At 72.3% G+C, this 14,425-nt stretch carries 13 protein-coding genes; 7 read left to right on the forward strand and 6 right to left on the reverse strand.

The window, feature by feature from the left end:
• Position 1 precedes the first annotated feature (1 nt).
• Positions 2-697 (reverse strand): 3-oxoacid CoA-transferase subunit A, encoded by a 696-nt coding sequence (locus CHF16_RS33680; protein WP_089330218.1) that lies wholly within the window; start codon positions 695-697, stop codon positions 2-4.
• The gene (locus CHF16_RS33685) at positions 694-1,875 is read right to left on the reverse strand and encodes a thiolase family protein (protein ID WP_089330219.1); all 1,182 of its coding nucleotides are present in this window, start codon (positions 1,873-1,875) and stop codon (positions 694-696) included. The genes CHF16_RS33680 and CHF16_RS33685 overlap by 4 nt, the downstream gene beginning before the upstream one ends.
• 71 nt (positions 1,876-1,946) lie before the next feature.
• Here CHF16_RS33685 and CHF16_RS33690 point away from each other — a divergent pair, with 71 nt between their 5' ends.
• The gene (locus CHF16_RS33690; RefSeq protein WP_089330220.1) at positions 1,947-2,843 is read left to right on the forward strand and encodes a LysR substrate-binding domain-containing protein; all 897 of its coding nucleotides are present in this window, start codon (positions 1,947-1,949) and stop codon (positions 2,841-2,843) included.
• Between the two features lie 38 nt (positions 2,844-2,881).
• Here CHF16_RS33690 and CHF16_RS33695 read toward each other — a convergent pair whose 3' ends face one another.
• The gene (locus CHF16_RS33695; protein ID WP_089330221.1) at positions 2,882-3,316 is read right to left on the reverse strand and encodes a YybH family protein; all 435 of its coding nucleotides are present in this window, start codon (positions 3,314-3,316) and stop codon (positions 2,882-2,884) included.
• Positions 3,317-3,494: 178 nt separating this feature from the next.
• Here CHF16_RS33695 and CHF16_RS33700 point away from each other — a divergent pair, with 178 nt between their 5' ends.
• Together CHF16_RS33700 and CHF16_RS33705 are read left to right on the forward strand one after the other, a co-directional pair.
• Positions 3,495-4,574 carry an alpha/beta hydrolase gene (locus CHF16_RS33700; protein WP_089330222.1) on the forward strand — a complete coding sequence of 360 codons (1,080 nt, stop codon included), beginning with the start codon at positions 3,495-3,497 and terminating at the stop codon, positions 4,572-4,574.
• Between the two features lie 179 nt (positions 4,575-4,753).
• Positions 4,754-5,182: a DUF6223 family protein gene (locus CHF16_RS33705; protein WP_089330223.1), complete on the forward strand. Its 429-nt coding sequence runs from the start codon at positions 4,754-4,756 to the stop codon at positions 5,180-5,182.
• An 11-nt stretch (positions 5,183-5,193) separates the two neighbouring features.
• Here CHF16_RS33705 and CHF16_RS33710 read toward each other — a convergent pair whose 3' ends face one another.
• A complete protein-coding gene (locus CHF16_RS33710) occupies positions 5,194-6,804 on the reverse strand; it encodes a TlrC/CarA/OleB/SrmB family ABC-F type ribosomal protection protein (RefSeq protein WP_089330232.1) in 1,611 nt (536 codons plus the stop codon).
• Positions 6,805-6,927: 123 nt separating this feature from the next.
• Between CHF16_RS33710 and CHF16_RS33715 the strand changes: the two genes are divergently transcribed.
• Positions 6,928-7,521 (forward strand): TetR/AcrR family transcriptional regulator, encoded by a 594-nt coding sequence (locus tag CHF16_RS33715; RefSeq protein ID WP_089330233.1) that lies wholly within the window; start codon positions 6,928-6,930, stop codon positions 7,519-7,521.
• Between the two features lie 70 nt (positions 7,522-7,591).
• Here the strand turns inward: CHF16_RS33715 and CHF16_RS33720 are convergent, their stop codons facing one another.
• Both CHF16_RS33720 and CHF16_RS33725 read right to left on the reverse strand, forming a co-directional pair.
• Positions 7,592-8,950 (reverse strand): oxygenase MpaB family protein, encoded by a 1,359-nt coding sequence (locus CHF16_RS33720; RefSeq protein WP_218826970.1) that lies wholly within the window; start codon positions 8,948-8,950, stop codon positions 7,592-7,594.
• Between the two features lie 31 nt (positions 8,951-8,981).
• Positions 8,982-10,448: a flavin-containing monooxygenase gene (locus CHF16_RS33725; protein ID WP_089330224.1), complete on the reverse strand. Its 1,467-nt coding sequence runs from the start codon at positions 10,446-10,448 to the stop codon at positions 8,982-8,984.
• Positions 10,449-10,627: 179 nt separating this feature from the next.
• Between CHF16_RS33725 and CHF16_RS33730 the strand changes: the two genes are divergently transcribed.
• From CHF16_RS33730 to CHF16_RS33740, 3 genes are all read left to right on the forward strand, one after another.
• Positions 10,628-11,242, forward strand: a complete 615-nt coding sequence (locus tag CHF16_RS33730) for a TetR/AcrR family transcriptional regulator (protein ID WP_245869690.1) — start codon at positions 10,628-10,630, stop codon at positions 11,240-11,242.
• Positions 11,243-11,397: 155 nt separating this feature from the next.
• Positions 11,398-13,248 carry a hydroxysqualene dehydroxylase gene (locus CHF16_RS33735; protein WP_245869691.1) on the forward strand — a complete coding sequence of 617 codons (1,851 nt, stop codon included), beginning with the start codon at positions 11,398-11,400 and terminating at the stop codon, positions 13,246-13,248.
• A 159-nt stretch (positions 13,249-13,407) separates the two neighbouring features.
• Complete coding sequence (locus CHF16_RS33740; RefSeq protein WP_089330227.1) at positions 13,408-14,337, forward strand: hypothetical protein; 930 nt, start codon at positions 13,408-13,410, stop codon at positions 14,335-14,337.
• The last annotated feature ends 88 nt before the right edge of the window (positions 14,338-14,425 follow it).

Raw genomic sequence — 14,425 nt, forward strand, 5'->3', positions numbered from 1 at the left:
GTCAGCGCGCTCCCTGGACGGTGTAGTGCCGGTCGTCGACCCGCACGACGCGGTCGACGTAGATGCCGGGCGTGACGACCGCCTCGGGGTCGAGCTCGCCCGTGGCGACGATCCCGCCGACCTGCGCGATCGTGGTGGTGGCGGCCGTCGCCATGACGGGGCCGAAGTTGCGGGCGGTCTTGCGGTAGACGAGGTTGCCCATCCCGTCGGCGCGGTGCGCGCTGATCAGCGCCACATCGCCCTTGATCGGGTACTCCAGGACGTACTCGCGGCCGTCGATCGTCCGGGTCTCCCTGCCCTCGGCGAGCGGGGTGCCGACGCCGGTCGGGCAGTAGAAGGCGCCGATGCCCGCGCCCGCCGCGCGCATCCGCTCGGCGAGGTTGCCCTGCGGCACGATCTCCAGGTCGATCCTCCCGGCCCGGTACAGCTCGTCGAAGACGTACGAGTCGCTCTGCCGGGGGAACGAGCAGATCACCTTCCGGACGCGGCCCGCCTTGAGCAGCGCGGCGAGCCCGACGTCCCCGTTCCCGGCGTTGTTGGACACGATGGTGAGGTCCGTCGCGCCCTGCCGGATCAGCCCGTCGATGAGGTCGAACGGCATGCCGGCGAAGCCGAACCCGCCGACGAGCACCGTGCTGCCGTCCGCGACGCCGCGCACCGCCTCGTCGACGCTCTCCAGGAGCTCCGTCCGGCTCACGCCGCGACCTCCGTGTTCTCCAGGACGACGGCCAGGCCCTGCCCGACGCCGATGCAGATGGCGGCGACGCCCCACCGCTCGCGGCGCTCCCGCAGCACCTTCGCGAGCGTGCCGAGGACGCGGGCGCCGCTGGCCCCGAGCGGGTGGCCGATCGCGATGGCGCCGCCCCGCGTGTTGACGATCTCCGGGTCGACGCCCCACGCGTCGACGCAGATCAGCGACTGGACGGCGAACGCCTCGTTCAGCTCCACCGCGCCGACCCGCTCCCAGCCGATCCCGGCGCGGGCGAGCGCCCGGTTCGCCGCCTCGACCGGGGCGTAGCCGAAGTCCTGCGGGTCGAGCGCGAACGCGCCGCGCCCCGCGACCCGCGCGATCGGGTCGAGGCCGATCCGGTCGGCCGCGCCCGCGGAGCCGAGCAGCAGCGCCGCCGCGCCGTCGCTCAGCGGCGAGGCGTTGCCCGCGGTGATGGTGCCGTCGGCGCGGAAGCTCGGCTTGAGCCCGGCGAGCTTCTCCAGGGAGGAGTCGGCGCGGATGCCCTCGTCCCGCTTCAGATCGCCCGCCGGGACGACGAGGTCGTCGTAGAAGCCCTCGTCCCAGGCCGCCGCCGCGAGCCGGTGCGAGCGCAGCGCGAACGCGTCCTGCCGCTCCCGGCCGACGCCGTACCGCTCGCGGAGCCCCTCGTTGGCCTCGCCGAGCGAGACCGTCCACTCGCGCGGCATGCGCGGGTTCACCAGCCGCCAGCCGAGCGTGGTCGAGACCGCGGTGAGGTCGCCGGGCGGGAAGCCCTTCGCGGGCTTCGGCAGCACCCACGGCGCCCGGGTCATCGACTCGACGCCGCCCGCGACGACCACGTCCGCGTCACCGGACTCGATCGTCCGGGACGCGATCATCGCGGCGTCGAGGCTGGAGCCGCACAGCCGGTTCACGGTCGTGCCCGGCACGCTGGTCGGCAGCCCGGTGAGCAGCGCGGCCATCCGGCCGACGTTGCGGTTCTCCTCGCCCGCGCCGTTGGCGTTGCCCCAGACGACCTCGCCGACCGCGGCCGGGTCCAGCCGGGGAGCGCGGTCCAGCAGCGCGGTGAGCACACCGGCCGCGAGGTCGTCCGGCCGGACGCCCGCGAGCGCGCCGTTGAACCGCCCGAACGGCGTCCGGACGGCCGAGTAGAGATAGGAGCTCATGCCATCGAGGCTAATGACCACCCTTGATACAGTGAAGTATCAATATCCGCACCCATTAAGACGCAGACTATATGGATCTTCGCCACCTGCGGTACTTCGTCGCCGTCGCCGAGGAACTCCACTTCGGCCGCGCCGCCGAACGGCTCACCATGGCCCAGCCGCCGCTGTCGCAGGCGATCCGCAGGCTGGAGAGCGAACTCGGCGTGGACCTGCTGCACCGCACCACGCGCAGGGTCGACCTCACCGACGCGGGCCGCGCCTACCTCGCGCGGGCGAAGCGGATCCTCGGCGAGGTGGACGAAGCCGCGCACGAGGCCCGCAGGGTCGCCGCGGGTGCGGTCGGCCACCTGGCGCTCGGCTGCGTGGGCTCGGCGACGTACAGCCTGCTGCCCGCGCTGTCCCGCGGCCTCCGCCGGGAACTGCCCGGCGTCGACTTCTCCTTCCGCGGCGAGATGCTCGTCCCCGACCAGGCCGCGGCGCTGCGGTCCGGCGAGATCGACGTGGCGCTGCTCCGGCCCCCGATCGCGGACCTGACGCTGACCGTCCTCCCGCTGCGCCGGGACCGGCTCGTCGTCGCCGTCCCCGACGACCACCCGCTGTCCACGCTGCGGCGTGTCGCGGTGTCCGACCTCGCGGACACCGACCTCATCGTGCACTCCGCCGACCGCCGCTCGGTGATGTACGACGTCGTGCTCGGCCTCCTCCGCGACGCGGGCGTGGAACCCCGGATCCGCCACGAGGTGGGCGAGACGTCCACCCTGGTCACCCTCGTCGCGGGCGGCCTGGGCGCGGCCGTCGTCCCGGAGCCGGTGAACGTCCTCGCCCTGGACGGCGTCACCTTCCGCCCACTGGTGCGCCCCACCGTCCACGTGGACCTGGCGATCGCACACCGCACCGACCGCACAGAACCCCACCTGGCCCGCGCCGTAAGCGTGATCCAACAAATAGTCCACACCCCAGCCCACTGACACTGCTGCTTCGTCGAGAGCAGATTGATCGGTGGGTGTCAGGGGGCGAGGGTGGTGATGCCCTTGCCGGTCGGTATGTCGAGGGGGACGGAGACCTGGTCGTGGGCTATCAGCCAGGTGCCGTTGATCTTCTGGAAGCAGTAGGTGACGCGGACCCACATGCCGGGCGTCGCGGTGCCGTCTCGCAGGGTGCCGCTGAGGCGGCCGAAGCCGTGGCCGAAGGCGACGGTGTCGCCGACGGTGAGGGCCAGGTCGCGGACCTCGTAGTCGAGGTCCTTGAAGACGGCGAACGCGTTCAGCCAGTTCTTCATCTTCGCCGCCGCGCCCACGTGCTGGAGCGGCGGTTCGATGTCGAAGGAGACGACGCCGGGGGCGTAGAGCTTCTCCAGGGCGTCGGGGTCCTTGGCCCGGAGACCTTCGATGATCTTGTCGATGTGCTGCCTGAGGGCGGCTTCGTCCGATCGCGCAGCCATTGTCGCCCGTCCCTTCGTGCGCTTGTCGCGGGTCTGATCTCTTGACGAGGTGCCCGCGCGGGATGTGACATCCCCTTGGCGCCCCTACCAAAGTCGGGGGTGGCCTCGACCGGCGTGGGGGCGGGTGGGGCCGTGCGCCCGATGCGTCGACCGGGCCGGGGAAGCCAGGCTGTGCGGCATGCCTTACGGATACCTGACCAGTCTGGCCCTCGTCGCCGTGCCCACCTGGTTCGCGCTGGCCGCGCCGCGCCGGCCCCGGCCGCTGGCCACGGTCGCCTTCTTTCTCGGGGTGGCCGCTAACGAACTGCCCATCGCGGCGTTGGCCTGGGTGCTGGTCGCCACGGTCATCTGCTTCGTCCAAGGAGACCTGACCTCGCCCGTTGTCGTGGGTGCGCTGGTCGTGACCGTGGCTGGCCTCGGGGTGGTGGCCTGGTGTGGACGCCGGGCGCTGCCGGCCGTCCAGGAGGCCATGGGCGCCGTGCCCGTCTCGGGTCGCCTTCCGTCGTACGGACGTGTCCTGCTCAGTCCGTTGCTGCGCCGTCACCGCGCCGTGGAACGCGTCGCCAACATCTCGTATGGCCCGGAGGGCAAGCGCAACCTGCTCGACCTTTACCGTCACCGTTCACTGCCCACTGGGGCGCCTGTCCTGATTCACCTGCACGGGGGCGGCTACAAGGGTGGACGTAAGAACAGCCAGGCGCTTCCCCTGCTGCGTCACCTGGCCGGGCAAGGCTGGGTGTGCATCAGCGCCAACTACCGGCTCCTTCCCGAGGCGAACTTCGATGACCACCTGGCGGACGCCAAGAGGGTGATCGCGTGGGTCCGCGAGTACGGGCGCTCCTACGGCGCCGACCCCGACCGGATCTTCCTCGCGGGCAGTTCGGCCGGTGCCCACCTGTCCGCGATGGCCGCGTTCACCGCCGACGGCCCCGACACGTCCGTGGCGGCGGTCATCGGCCTGGGCGGGTACTACGGCCCCTACTACACCGACCCCCAGGCTTCGCCGATCGACCGCGTCCGGTCGGACGCGCCGCCGTTCCTCATCGTCCACGGCGACCACGACACCGTCACCTCGGTGGAGGACGCCCGGCTCTTCGCCGAACGGCTGCGCGCCGTCTCCGGGCAGCCGGTCGTCTACGCCGAACTCCCCGGCGGGCAGCACGCCTTCGACCTCTTCGACTCGCTGCGCTTCCATGCGGTCATCAATGCCATCGACGCCTTTGCCGAGCGTGTCGTGACGGTCCGCGCGACGAAGTGACCCGGTGCTCGACTGCTGCGGACGTGGTACTTCCGGGGCTTCTGCCGCGTTCGCAGCAGTCGGGTGCCGCATCGGCGGCAGTGCGAAGTGACTGCTTCCGGCGGACGATCGGCGCCTTTTCCGGCGACATGATCGGGGGTGTTGGAACCGTCGCAACGCGCACGAAAGAGGAGACGGACATGCGTGCTTCAGGAGCCCAGGCAGCGGCCCGGCGTTCGCTCGCGGTGACCGGTACCGCCCTGCTGGGAATGGTGGTGCTCGCCGCGCCGGCGGCGGCGGGCGGCGAGGTCCCGGTCGCCGCCGACGCTTACGAGTTGAGCGCCGGACGCGTCGGAGCCATGGTGGCGGCCCTGCTGGGGCTGGCCGGTGCGGTCGTCGGCGGGCTGGCGCTGGCCCGGCCGCGCATGCGGCGCGGTGCCGCGGCCGCCCTGGCCGCCGGAGTGGTCGGGATGGTCCTCGGCGGGGTGGTCGTGGCGGCGGCGGACGGGGGGCTCGGCACCGGCAACGGGCTGGGCGGAGGCGTTGTGGCGCTCGGCGTCGGCGCGGTCGCCGCCTGCCTCGGCGGTGCCGGGCTGGCCCGCTCGCGCCGTGCCGCCGCGCGGTCGTAGCCGGCCGTCCGCTACTCGGGCAGTTCGAGGCGGGACCCGTTGAACGATGCCCGCAGCCTCCGGTCGTGCGTGACCACGACCAGTGCCCCCTCGTAGAAGGCCAGTGCCTCCTCCAACTGCTCGGCCAGCATCGGTGACAGATGGTTGGTCGGCTCGTCGAGCAGGAGCAGGTCGACGGGCTCGCTCACCAGCCGCGCCAGCTCGATCCGGCGCCGCTGGCCGTAGGACAGCTCGCGCAGGCGCAGCCCCAGGTCGGACGGCTGGAACAGGCCCAGGGCGAGCAGGGCGTCGGCGTGCTCGCCCGGGCTTCCGGGACGCCCGAGCGCATAGGCCCGCAGGACGGTCAGGTGGGCCGACCGCCCGTCGAGGTGGGGGGTGTCCTGGCGGAAGAACCCGACCCGGCCGGTCCGCCGCACCTCGCCCGCGTCCGGCCGCAGTTCCCCGGCGAGCACCCGCATCAGCGTCGTCTTGCCCGCCCCGTTGGGGCCGGTGACGAGCAGCCGTTCACCGGCGCGGACGGTCAGTGACTCCAGGCGGAGCCGTCCCGTCACTTCGACGCCGTTGAGTGCCGCCACCTCGTCCCCCGGGGCGACGCCCGCCGTGGCGGGGACGGCGGTGAAGCGCAGCGGCTCGGGCGGCGGCGGGGCCGGATGGTCGATGAGCCTGCGCAGCCGCTCCTGCGACTGCCGGATGCGGCCCGCCGCCCCGTGCGTGCGCGAGCGCGCCCGCCAGGCCCCGGTGCCCATGCCCGCCTTGGCCATCTTCCGGGGGATCGCGGCCAGGCGGCCGGCGTTGGCGGTGACCAGGGTGGCGTGACGGTCCAGTTCCGTCCGCCATTCCTCGTGGGCCCGCGCCTGCGCGGCGCGCTCGGCGGCCTTGGCGGTGAGGTAACCGGTGTATCCGTCGCCGTAGCGGCGCACCCGCCCGTCCGCCACCTCGACGATGGCGGTGGTCACCCGGTCCAGGAACATCCGGTCGTGCGTGATCACCACGACCGTGCCCCGGTGGGCGCGGAGCCGCTGCTCCAGCCAGGCCGTGGCCCGGTCGTCCAGGTCGTTGGTCGGCTCGTCGAGCAGCAGCAGTTCCGGGGCGGACGCGAGCGCGCCGGCCAGGGCGAGCCTGGACCGCTCGCCGCCGGAGAGCGTGCCGAGCCTCCGGTCCCGGTCGAGCCCCGGCAGGCCGAGCCCGTGCAGCGCCACCTCCACGCGGGTGTCGGCCTCGTAGCCGCCGCGCGCCTCGAACTCCGCCATCGCGTCCGCGTAGGCGTCCAGCCCGGTGGTGTCGTCGGCGAGGCCGCGTTCGGCCGTCCGCATCCGCGCCTCCAGCTCGCGCAGGTCGGCCAGTGCGAGGTCGACGGCGTCGGCGACCGTGGCTTCGGACGGCAGCGCGAGCGACTGCGGCAGGTACCCGGTACCGCCGGGTGCGGCGATGACCAGCTCGCCGTTGTCGGGACGCTCCACGCCCGCCATCAGCTTGAGCAGCGTCGACTTGCCCGACCCGTTGTCGCCGATGACGCCGAGCCGCTCGCCGGGCTTGACGCTGAGCGACACCCGGTCGAGGACGACGCGCGTGCCGTAGCGCTTGGTGACCTGGTCGAGGGTCAGTTGGGCTTGGGTGCGCAGAGGGCGCCACCTTCCGTTCGTCTTCGAGACGAGACGGTTCGTCTCGTTTGCTCGACGATAAGGGGCGGGGTGGCTCTTGTCAAGACGGACCGTCTCGTCTCGTCTGCTGGTAGGCTCCCCGCCGTGCCCGCCACCGCGAGACCCAACCCCGCCCGGCGCAGCGAGCGCTCCCGCAGGGCCGTCCTCGACGCCGCCCGCGAGCTGGTCACCGAGGTCGGCTACGCCCGGACGTCGATCGAGGCCATCGCCGCGCGCGCCGGGGTCGGCAAGCAGACCATCTACCGCTGGTGGCCGTCGAAGGGCGCGGTGATCTTCGACGCGTTCCTCGCGCTCAGCGAGGGCGCGGACGGCGTGCGGCTGCCCGACACCGGCGACCTCGAAGCCGACCTCAAGACCGTCATGCGGGCGACCGCGGCCGAGTTCGCCGACCCGGCGTTCGAGGCGCCGCTCAGGGCGCTCAACGCGCAGATCGCCGACGACCCCGCCCTCGCCGCCCTGTACCGCGAGAAGCTCGCCGGGCCCATCGACGAGGCCAAGAAGGAGCGCCTGCGCAGCGCCCAGCGGGCGGGCCAGTTGCGTCCGGACGCCGACCTCGACCTGATGCTCGAAGTGCTGTACGCCCCGCTGTTCAAGCGCTGGCTGCACCGGTCGGGCCCGCTCACCCCCGAGTACGCCGACGCGCTCGTGGAGACCGCCCTCCGCGCGTTCGCTCCCTGAGCGCCCGTCAGATGGCCTGGGTGAACTGCTGGCCGCCCTCCACCGCAGACCGCCCGCCACCGCAGACCGCCTAAGCCCTGCGCAGGCCGCGCTCCACGCTGGTGTCGTGATGGTCGTAAGGGGTGTCGGATACCCCTGAGCGGGCCGCGAGCCTGGTCACCAGTGCCAGGCCGCTCCGCTGCCAGGCGTCCCCTTGGCGTGCTCGCCGGTTCATCCGTTGCTCGGCGCCGGGGATGCGGTCGCCGACCCTGCGCAGGGCGACGTTCAGGTGGGCGAGGCGTTCGCCGATGGTCTGCCAGGGCTGGAGCCTCACGTCCGCCAGCGGCGACGCCCGCAGCAGCGCGCGGACGAGCGACTCTCCGGTCAGGGCGGAGACGAAGCCGAGCATCGGGGTGGCCGCGTGGATCTGCAGCCGCCGGATCATCGGGTTGCGGCTGAGCGCGTGGTCACAGGCCGTCTTGATCGTGAGGTCGGTCCATTCGGTGGGACCGCCCGCCGTGAGGATCATGTGGTGCGCCATCTGCAGCCCGTCGACGGCGTTGCGCGGGATCAGCTCGTCGGCGACGCCCATCACGTGGGCGATGTAGGCCCAGTACAACATGACGCTGTCCAGGTCGGACGCGCTGATGCGGCGTCCGTGGGCGTGGTCGAACAGGGGCGGCAGCAGCCCGAACGTCACCGCCGCGCCCATCGTCATCGCGTTCGAGATGGGGTTCCCGTGCCGGGCGAAGTGCTCGTCGCCCCAGATCCGGCGCAGCGCCAGCCGGGCCTGCGCGTGCATCAGCCTCACCCGGACGATGCTCTTGAACACCGGCGAGTGGCGGTCGGCGCCGCCCGGACGGGTGACGCCGTAGAACCAGGCGACCGTCTCCAGCTCCCGCCGCCGGAAGTCGGCGAGGAACCGGCGGGTCTGCCCGGTCGCCGCGGAGACCTCGGCGCCGACGAAGGTCCCCATGGCGTCGCTGAGCATCATGGTGAACTTCCCGGCGAGGGACGCGTTGATCCACAGGCGCCGCCCTCGCTCCCAGGTGGCGGCGTCGAACCATTCCGGCGGCTCGTCCAGGTGGCGGAACAGCTCAACCAGCGACGCCGGGGCGTGCTCCACCGCGTCGATGCCCCGGTCGAGCGCGCGGTCGAGCATCGCGCGCCCCCGCGCCATCCCCAGCGTGCGGAGGTCGTGCACCACGGCGTCCATCAGCTCGTCGCCCTGCCAGCGGTGGTCGTCGAACAGCCTGGTCAGCGGGGTGGACGGCGGGTCGCGCCGGACCGGGATCCACGGCGAGAACTGCTCGACGTGGGGCCTGGTCCGCCAGAGGTCCGAGACGACGGCGGTCTCGGGAGCCGGCCGGAGCGCCATGCCCTCGCGGTAGTAGTAGTCGTAGGGGTGCCGGTCGGCCTCCGGCATGGCGGCCGCGCGCTTGTTCCGCATGTGGTGCTTCTGCTCCAAGATGAACGGCTTGTCAGTACTGGACGTGGTAGTCGGTGACGGCCAGGCGGCGGGTGCGGCGGCGGTAGCCGGTCATGGAGCCGGGCCAGTTGTTGGTGTTGCGGCGGTCCGAGTCCAGGTACCAGCTGTCGCAGCCGCCCTGGTTCCAGACGGAGGTGGACAGCCGGCGCTGGGTCGCGGCGTCGAACTGGTCGAGGACGTCCTGCCGGACCTCCAGCGAGGTCGCGCCTCGGGCGAGGAGCCGGGCCGCCTGGACGATGTAGGCCGCCTGGCTTTCGAGCATGTGCACGATGGAGCCCGAGCCCACGTTCGTGTTGGGGCCGTACATGAGGAAGAAGTTGGGGAAGCCGTGGACGGCGAGGCCGAGGTAGGCGCGGGCGCCCTCCTTCCAGGCGGCGTTGAGCTCGGTGCCGTGCGCGCCGATGACGCGCATCGGCGCCACGAAGTCCTGGGACCGGAACCCGGTGGCGAAGACGATGGTGTCGGCGGGGTGGTGCTCGCCGTCGGCGGTCCGGACGCCGCGGGCCGTGACCTCGGTGATGGGGCTGTCGACGACGGCGACGTTGGGCCGGTTGAGCGTCTCGTAGTAGTCGCTGGAGGTCAGGATGCGTTTGCAGCCGGGTTCGTAGCGCGGGGTCAGGCGCTTGCGGAGGGCCGGATCCTTCACCGTCCGCAGGGTGAACCTGCACAGGGCGCGGATGTGCACCGACAGGGCGCTGCGCCCGCGGGGGGAGACCAGGGCCGGGTTGAGCAGCAGCTCGAACCACAGGAAGATGCCCAGCCGGGACAGCCGCTGGACGGCCGGGACGCGGCGGTTGAGCGCGTGCCGCCAGCGCGGGTACTCGCGGTCGGGCTTGCGGCTGATCCAGTGGACCTCGATCTGGAAGATCGTCACGGACGCGGCGTCCTGCGCGATGTGCGGGACGAACTGGATCGCGCTGGCGCCGTTGCCGACGACGGCGACGCGCTCGCCCGCCAGGTCGTGGTGGTGGTTCCACCGGGCCGAGTGGAACCGGGTGCCGGAGAAGGCGTCCAGGCCGGGCAGGCCGGGCAGCGCCGGGTTGGAGAGCTGGCCGCAGGCGGCGACCAGCAGGTCGTGGTCGTGGGTCCCGCCGTCGAGGGTGTGGAGGCGCCAGGCCCCGGCGGGCAGGTACTCGGCCTGGGTGATCTCGGTGCCGAAGCGCATGTGCGGGGTCAGGCCGTACTTGTCGACGCAGTGCCGCAGGTAGTCCAGGATCTCGGGCTGCTCGGCGAAGCGGCGCGACCAGTCGGGTTTCGGCTCGAAGGAGTAGGAGTACAGGTGGGACGGGGCGTCGCAGGCGGCACCCGGGTAGGTGTTGTCCCGCCAGACGCCGCCGGGCGCGTCGCCCTTGTCGTAGACGGTGAGGTCGGTGAAGCCCGCCTGCTTGAGCCGGATGGCGAGCCCGATGCCGCTGAACCCGGCCCCGACGATCGCGATCGACGGATTCCTGCGCCCCATGAGCGGCTCCCTGCTGTCGCTTCCGGTGGCGGACGCCACCTGCCCGTGTCGCCCTGTGCTGTCATGTGCGGGTGCCGGACGCCGCGCGGGCCGGACCCGGACACGGCCCGACTCGACCCCGCATTAACCGACACCTGTGTCGGCTAGGGTGAACGGAACTGGTGATGGGAGTCAAGGCGATGGCGGAAAATCCCCCGAAGACGCGGATGCGCGCCTCGGCGCGCCGCTCGGTGATCACGGCCGCGGCGGTGGAGGTGTTCGCGAGCAAGGGGTACCACGGCACCTCGCTCGGTGAGATCGCGAAGGCGGCCGGGGTGGCGCGCACGGTGCTGTACGACCACTTCCCGTCCAAGCGGGTGCTGCTCCTCGCGGTGATGCAGGAGCAGAACGCGGCGCTGGTGGAGTACGTGGGCGCCCGGATCACGGGTTCGGGGCCGGCCGAAGAACGGATGCGGTCGACCATCGATGCCTATTTCAGCTTCGCCGAAACCAACCCGGCCGCGCGGAAAGTACTGTTCGACGCCACGGGGGAGGACGACCCGGAGATCCGCACCGTCCGGCTGGGCATCCGCGAGTCCCGCACCCAGGCGGTGACGGCCCTGCTCGGCGGCGACATCCGCGCCGCGGTCGGGCTGGACCCCCGCGAGCCGATCGCCGAGGCGATGGTCGAACTCCTCATCACCGGCCTGGACGGTGTCGCGCAGTGGTGGGAGCGCAACCCCGACATGCCCAGATCGACGCTGGTCGAGGGCGCGATGCGGCTGCTGTGGACGGGGCTGGGGCACATCGAGTAGCCGGTTCCAGGGGGCGGGCGCGACGCGCCGTCCGGAGGTGGATTGGGCCGCCGCGGGGTCTTGACTCCCCGCGGCGGCCCGCTCATAGTTGGGCACCAGCTAACCGACATCCATGTCGGTTAATGGTTGTCCCACCCCCGGACGAGGAGAGCGTCGTGGACGACAGCACCCCAGCGAGGAACGAGCCCGAGGCCGCCGAGCCCACCGGTGGCGAGGGCGGAGTCGACCGGAGACGGTTCGTCACCGGAGCGCTCGCGGCGGCCGGGGCGGCCGCCGCGGCCGGAACGCTCGGCACCGGGACGGCGTCCGCCGCCCCGTCCGCCCGCCGCGCACCGCGCACCGGCCGGGCCGCCGCCGGCCGCCGTGTCGCGGTCTTCGGCGGCGGGATGGGCGGGCTGTCGACCGCCCACGAGCTCGCCGAGCGCGGCTTCCAGGTCACCGTCTACGAGCGCAAGGCCTGGGGCGGCAAGTGCCGCAGCATGCCGGTGCCGGGCACCGGCTCCGGCGGCCGCCAGGACCTGCCCGCCGAGCACGGGTTCCGGTTCTTCCCCGGCTTCTACCAGAACCTCCCCGACACCATGAGCCGCATCCCGCTGTCGGGCGGCGGCACCGCGCTCGGCAACCTGGTCGCCGGCGACGAGGTCGCGGCCTTCTACGGCGGCACGAAGTTCGTCCTGCCCGCGCGGGGCACCATCATCGGCACCCTCAGCCCCGACTCGCTGCTGACCTTCCTCAGCACCGGGATCAACGTGCTCGGCAAGGTCCCCGCCTGGGAGGTGGGGTACTTCCTGCAGAAGATGATCGCGTTCGTCACCAGCGGCCCGCTGCGCCGGTACAACCAGTGGGAGGACATGAGCTTCTCCGAGTTCGTCCACGCGGAGAAGATGTCCAAGCCGTACAACGAGTTCCTGGTCGAGATGTTCACCGGGACCCTGGTGGCGGCCAAGCCCGACAAGGCCAACGCGCACACCATGGGCAAGATGGCCGAGGCGTGGGTCTACAGCACGCTCGGCCTCGGCGGGTACAAGGCGCCCGACCGGCTGCTGAACGCCCCCACCAACGAGGCGCTCATCGACCCGTGGATGACGTACCTGCGCTCGCTCGGCGTGACCTTCCAGCCGGACGCGACGCTGCAGGGCTTCACCGTCCAGAACCGGCGGATCGCGAGCGCCCGGGTCACCGGCGCGGCCGGCACGGTCGACGTCGAGGCCGACCACTACGTCCTCGCCGTGCCGGTCGAGCGGGCGGTGCCGCTGCTCAACGACGACATCCTGGCCGTCGACCCGGGTCTGAGGTCGCTCCGCGAGCTGACCACCGACTGGATGAACGGGATCATGCTCTACCTGCGGCAGCCGATCAACCTGGCGAAGGGGCACGTCGCCTACGCCGGCCAGCCGTGGGCCCTGACCTCGATCAGCCAGGCCCAGTTCTGGAAGAAGAAGTTCGGCACCACCTACGGCAACGGCCAAGTCAACGAATGCCTCTCGATCGACATCTCCGCGTGGGACAAGCCCGGCATCCTCTACGGCAAGCCCGCCCGCGAGTGCACCCACGAGCAGATCTTCAAGGAGGTCGTGGCGCAGCTGCGCAGGGCGATCCCGTGGGGCCCGCTCGTGCTCACCGACGGCAACATCCACTCCTACTTCATCGACCCGGCCATCACCGGCAACGGCACCCCGCAGGTGGCCAACGACGAGCCGCTGCTGATCAACCGGCCCGGCTCGTGGAACCACCGGCCCGAGGCGTCCACCGGCCTGGGGAACCTGTTCCTGGCCTCCGACTACGTCCGCGCCGACATCAACCTGGCCACCATGGAGGCCGCGAACGAGGCCGGGCGCAAGGCCGCCAACGCCATCCTGGACGCCTCCGGGGTGGGCGGTACCCCCGCGAAGCTGTTCAACATGTACCTGCCCAACGAGTTCAAGGGCTTCTACGACGATGACGACCGCCGGTACAAGGCGGGCCAGCCCAACGCGTTCGACCTCTGGGACCCGGCCAAGCCGTAACCGGCCCGACCCCCCCACCCCCGATACGCCGCCCGCGGCCCGGCCCTGCGCGCCGACCGGCCGGACCGCGGGCGGTACGGGGGGCGGGTCACCGCGCGAAGCGAATTCATGCCAGCAAACACTGGCACAAAAGACCCCGAGCGGCGATCATGAGGGGCCATGAGGATCTCCCCACGTCGCATCGGCGCGCTCCTGGTGTCCGCCGTCCTCGGCCTCTCCGTGCTGACTCCGGGGCCCGCTCATGCCGCCGCCTGGCACTCGGTGCCGCTGCCGTTCCTGTGGTGGCAGAACCGCGTCGAGGACATCGCCGCCGCCGGGCCCGACAGTGTCTGGATCGGCGGGGTCCAGGGCTACATCCCCGGCCTGCCGCTGCCCGTCAGCTACGGCAACCCCGTCGTCCGCCGCTGGGACGGATCGGGCTGGAAGGAGTACCCGCTCAACGGCTGGACCGGTCAGGGCTCGATCCACGAGGTCGCCGCGGCGCCCGGCGAGGTCTGGATCCAGGGCGGCGCCTACATGGCGCGCTTCGACGGCGCCGCCTTCCAGAAGGTCACGCCGCCCCCGGACGTCTCGGCCCTGGAGGCCGGCACGAGCGGCGTCTACGCCGCGTCGTGGTCGGACGACAAGGTCTACAAGTGGAACGGGTCCGGCTGGGACGCCGCGTCCCTGCCCCCGCAGGCCCGGTGGACGGGCAACGCCTACGAGACGGTCGACCCGCCGGCCGCCGAGCCCGTCGGCGTTGCGGCGAACGGCCCGTCCGGGCTCTACGCCCTGGCCGACGCCGACCCGTTCGACGACGTCCCCGCCCACGTGTGGCGCAGGACGGCCGGAGGCTGGTCGGAGGTCCCCGTGCCCGCCGGGCTCCTCGCCCGCACCATCGCGCAGGACTCGACCGGCACGCTGTGGGTGGCCGGTGGCCCCTCCAACCAGTACTCGGTCTACTCCTTCGACGGCACGACCTGGACCAAGCGGTACGGGCCGGCCATCGACGGGATCTCCCAGCTGGTCGCCGTCCCCGGCACCGGCACCGTCTGGGGCCTCGGCTTCGGCCCCCCGTTCGGCGACCCGCAGGTCAGCACCAACGCCTGACAGTGATGATGTAGGTGAGCGCCTCCCGCTGGGGTCTGGCCCAACGCCTGACTGGCCTGGTGCCTTCAACGGGATCTGCCGACCCTGC

Source organism: Actinomadura meyerae (assembly GCF_900188445.1).
GTDB classification, from domain to species: Bacteria; Actinomycetota; Actinomycetes; order Streptosporangiales; family Streptosporangiaceae; genus Spirillospora; species Spirillospora meyerae.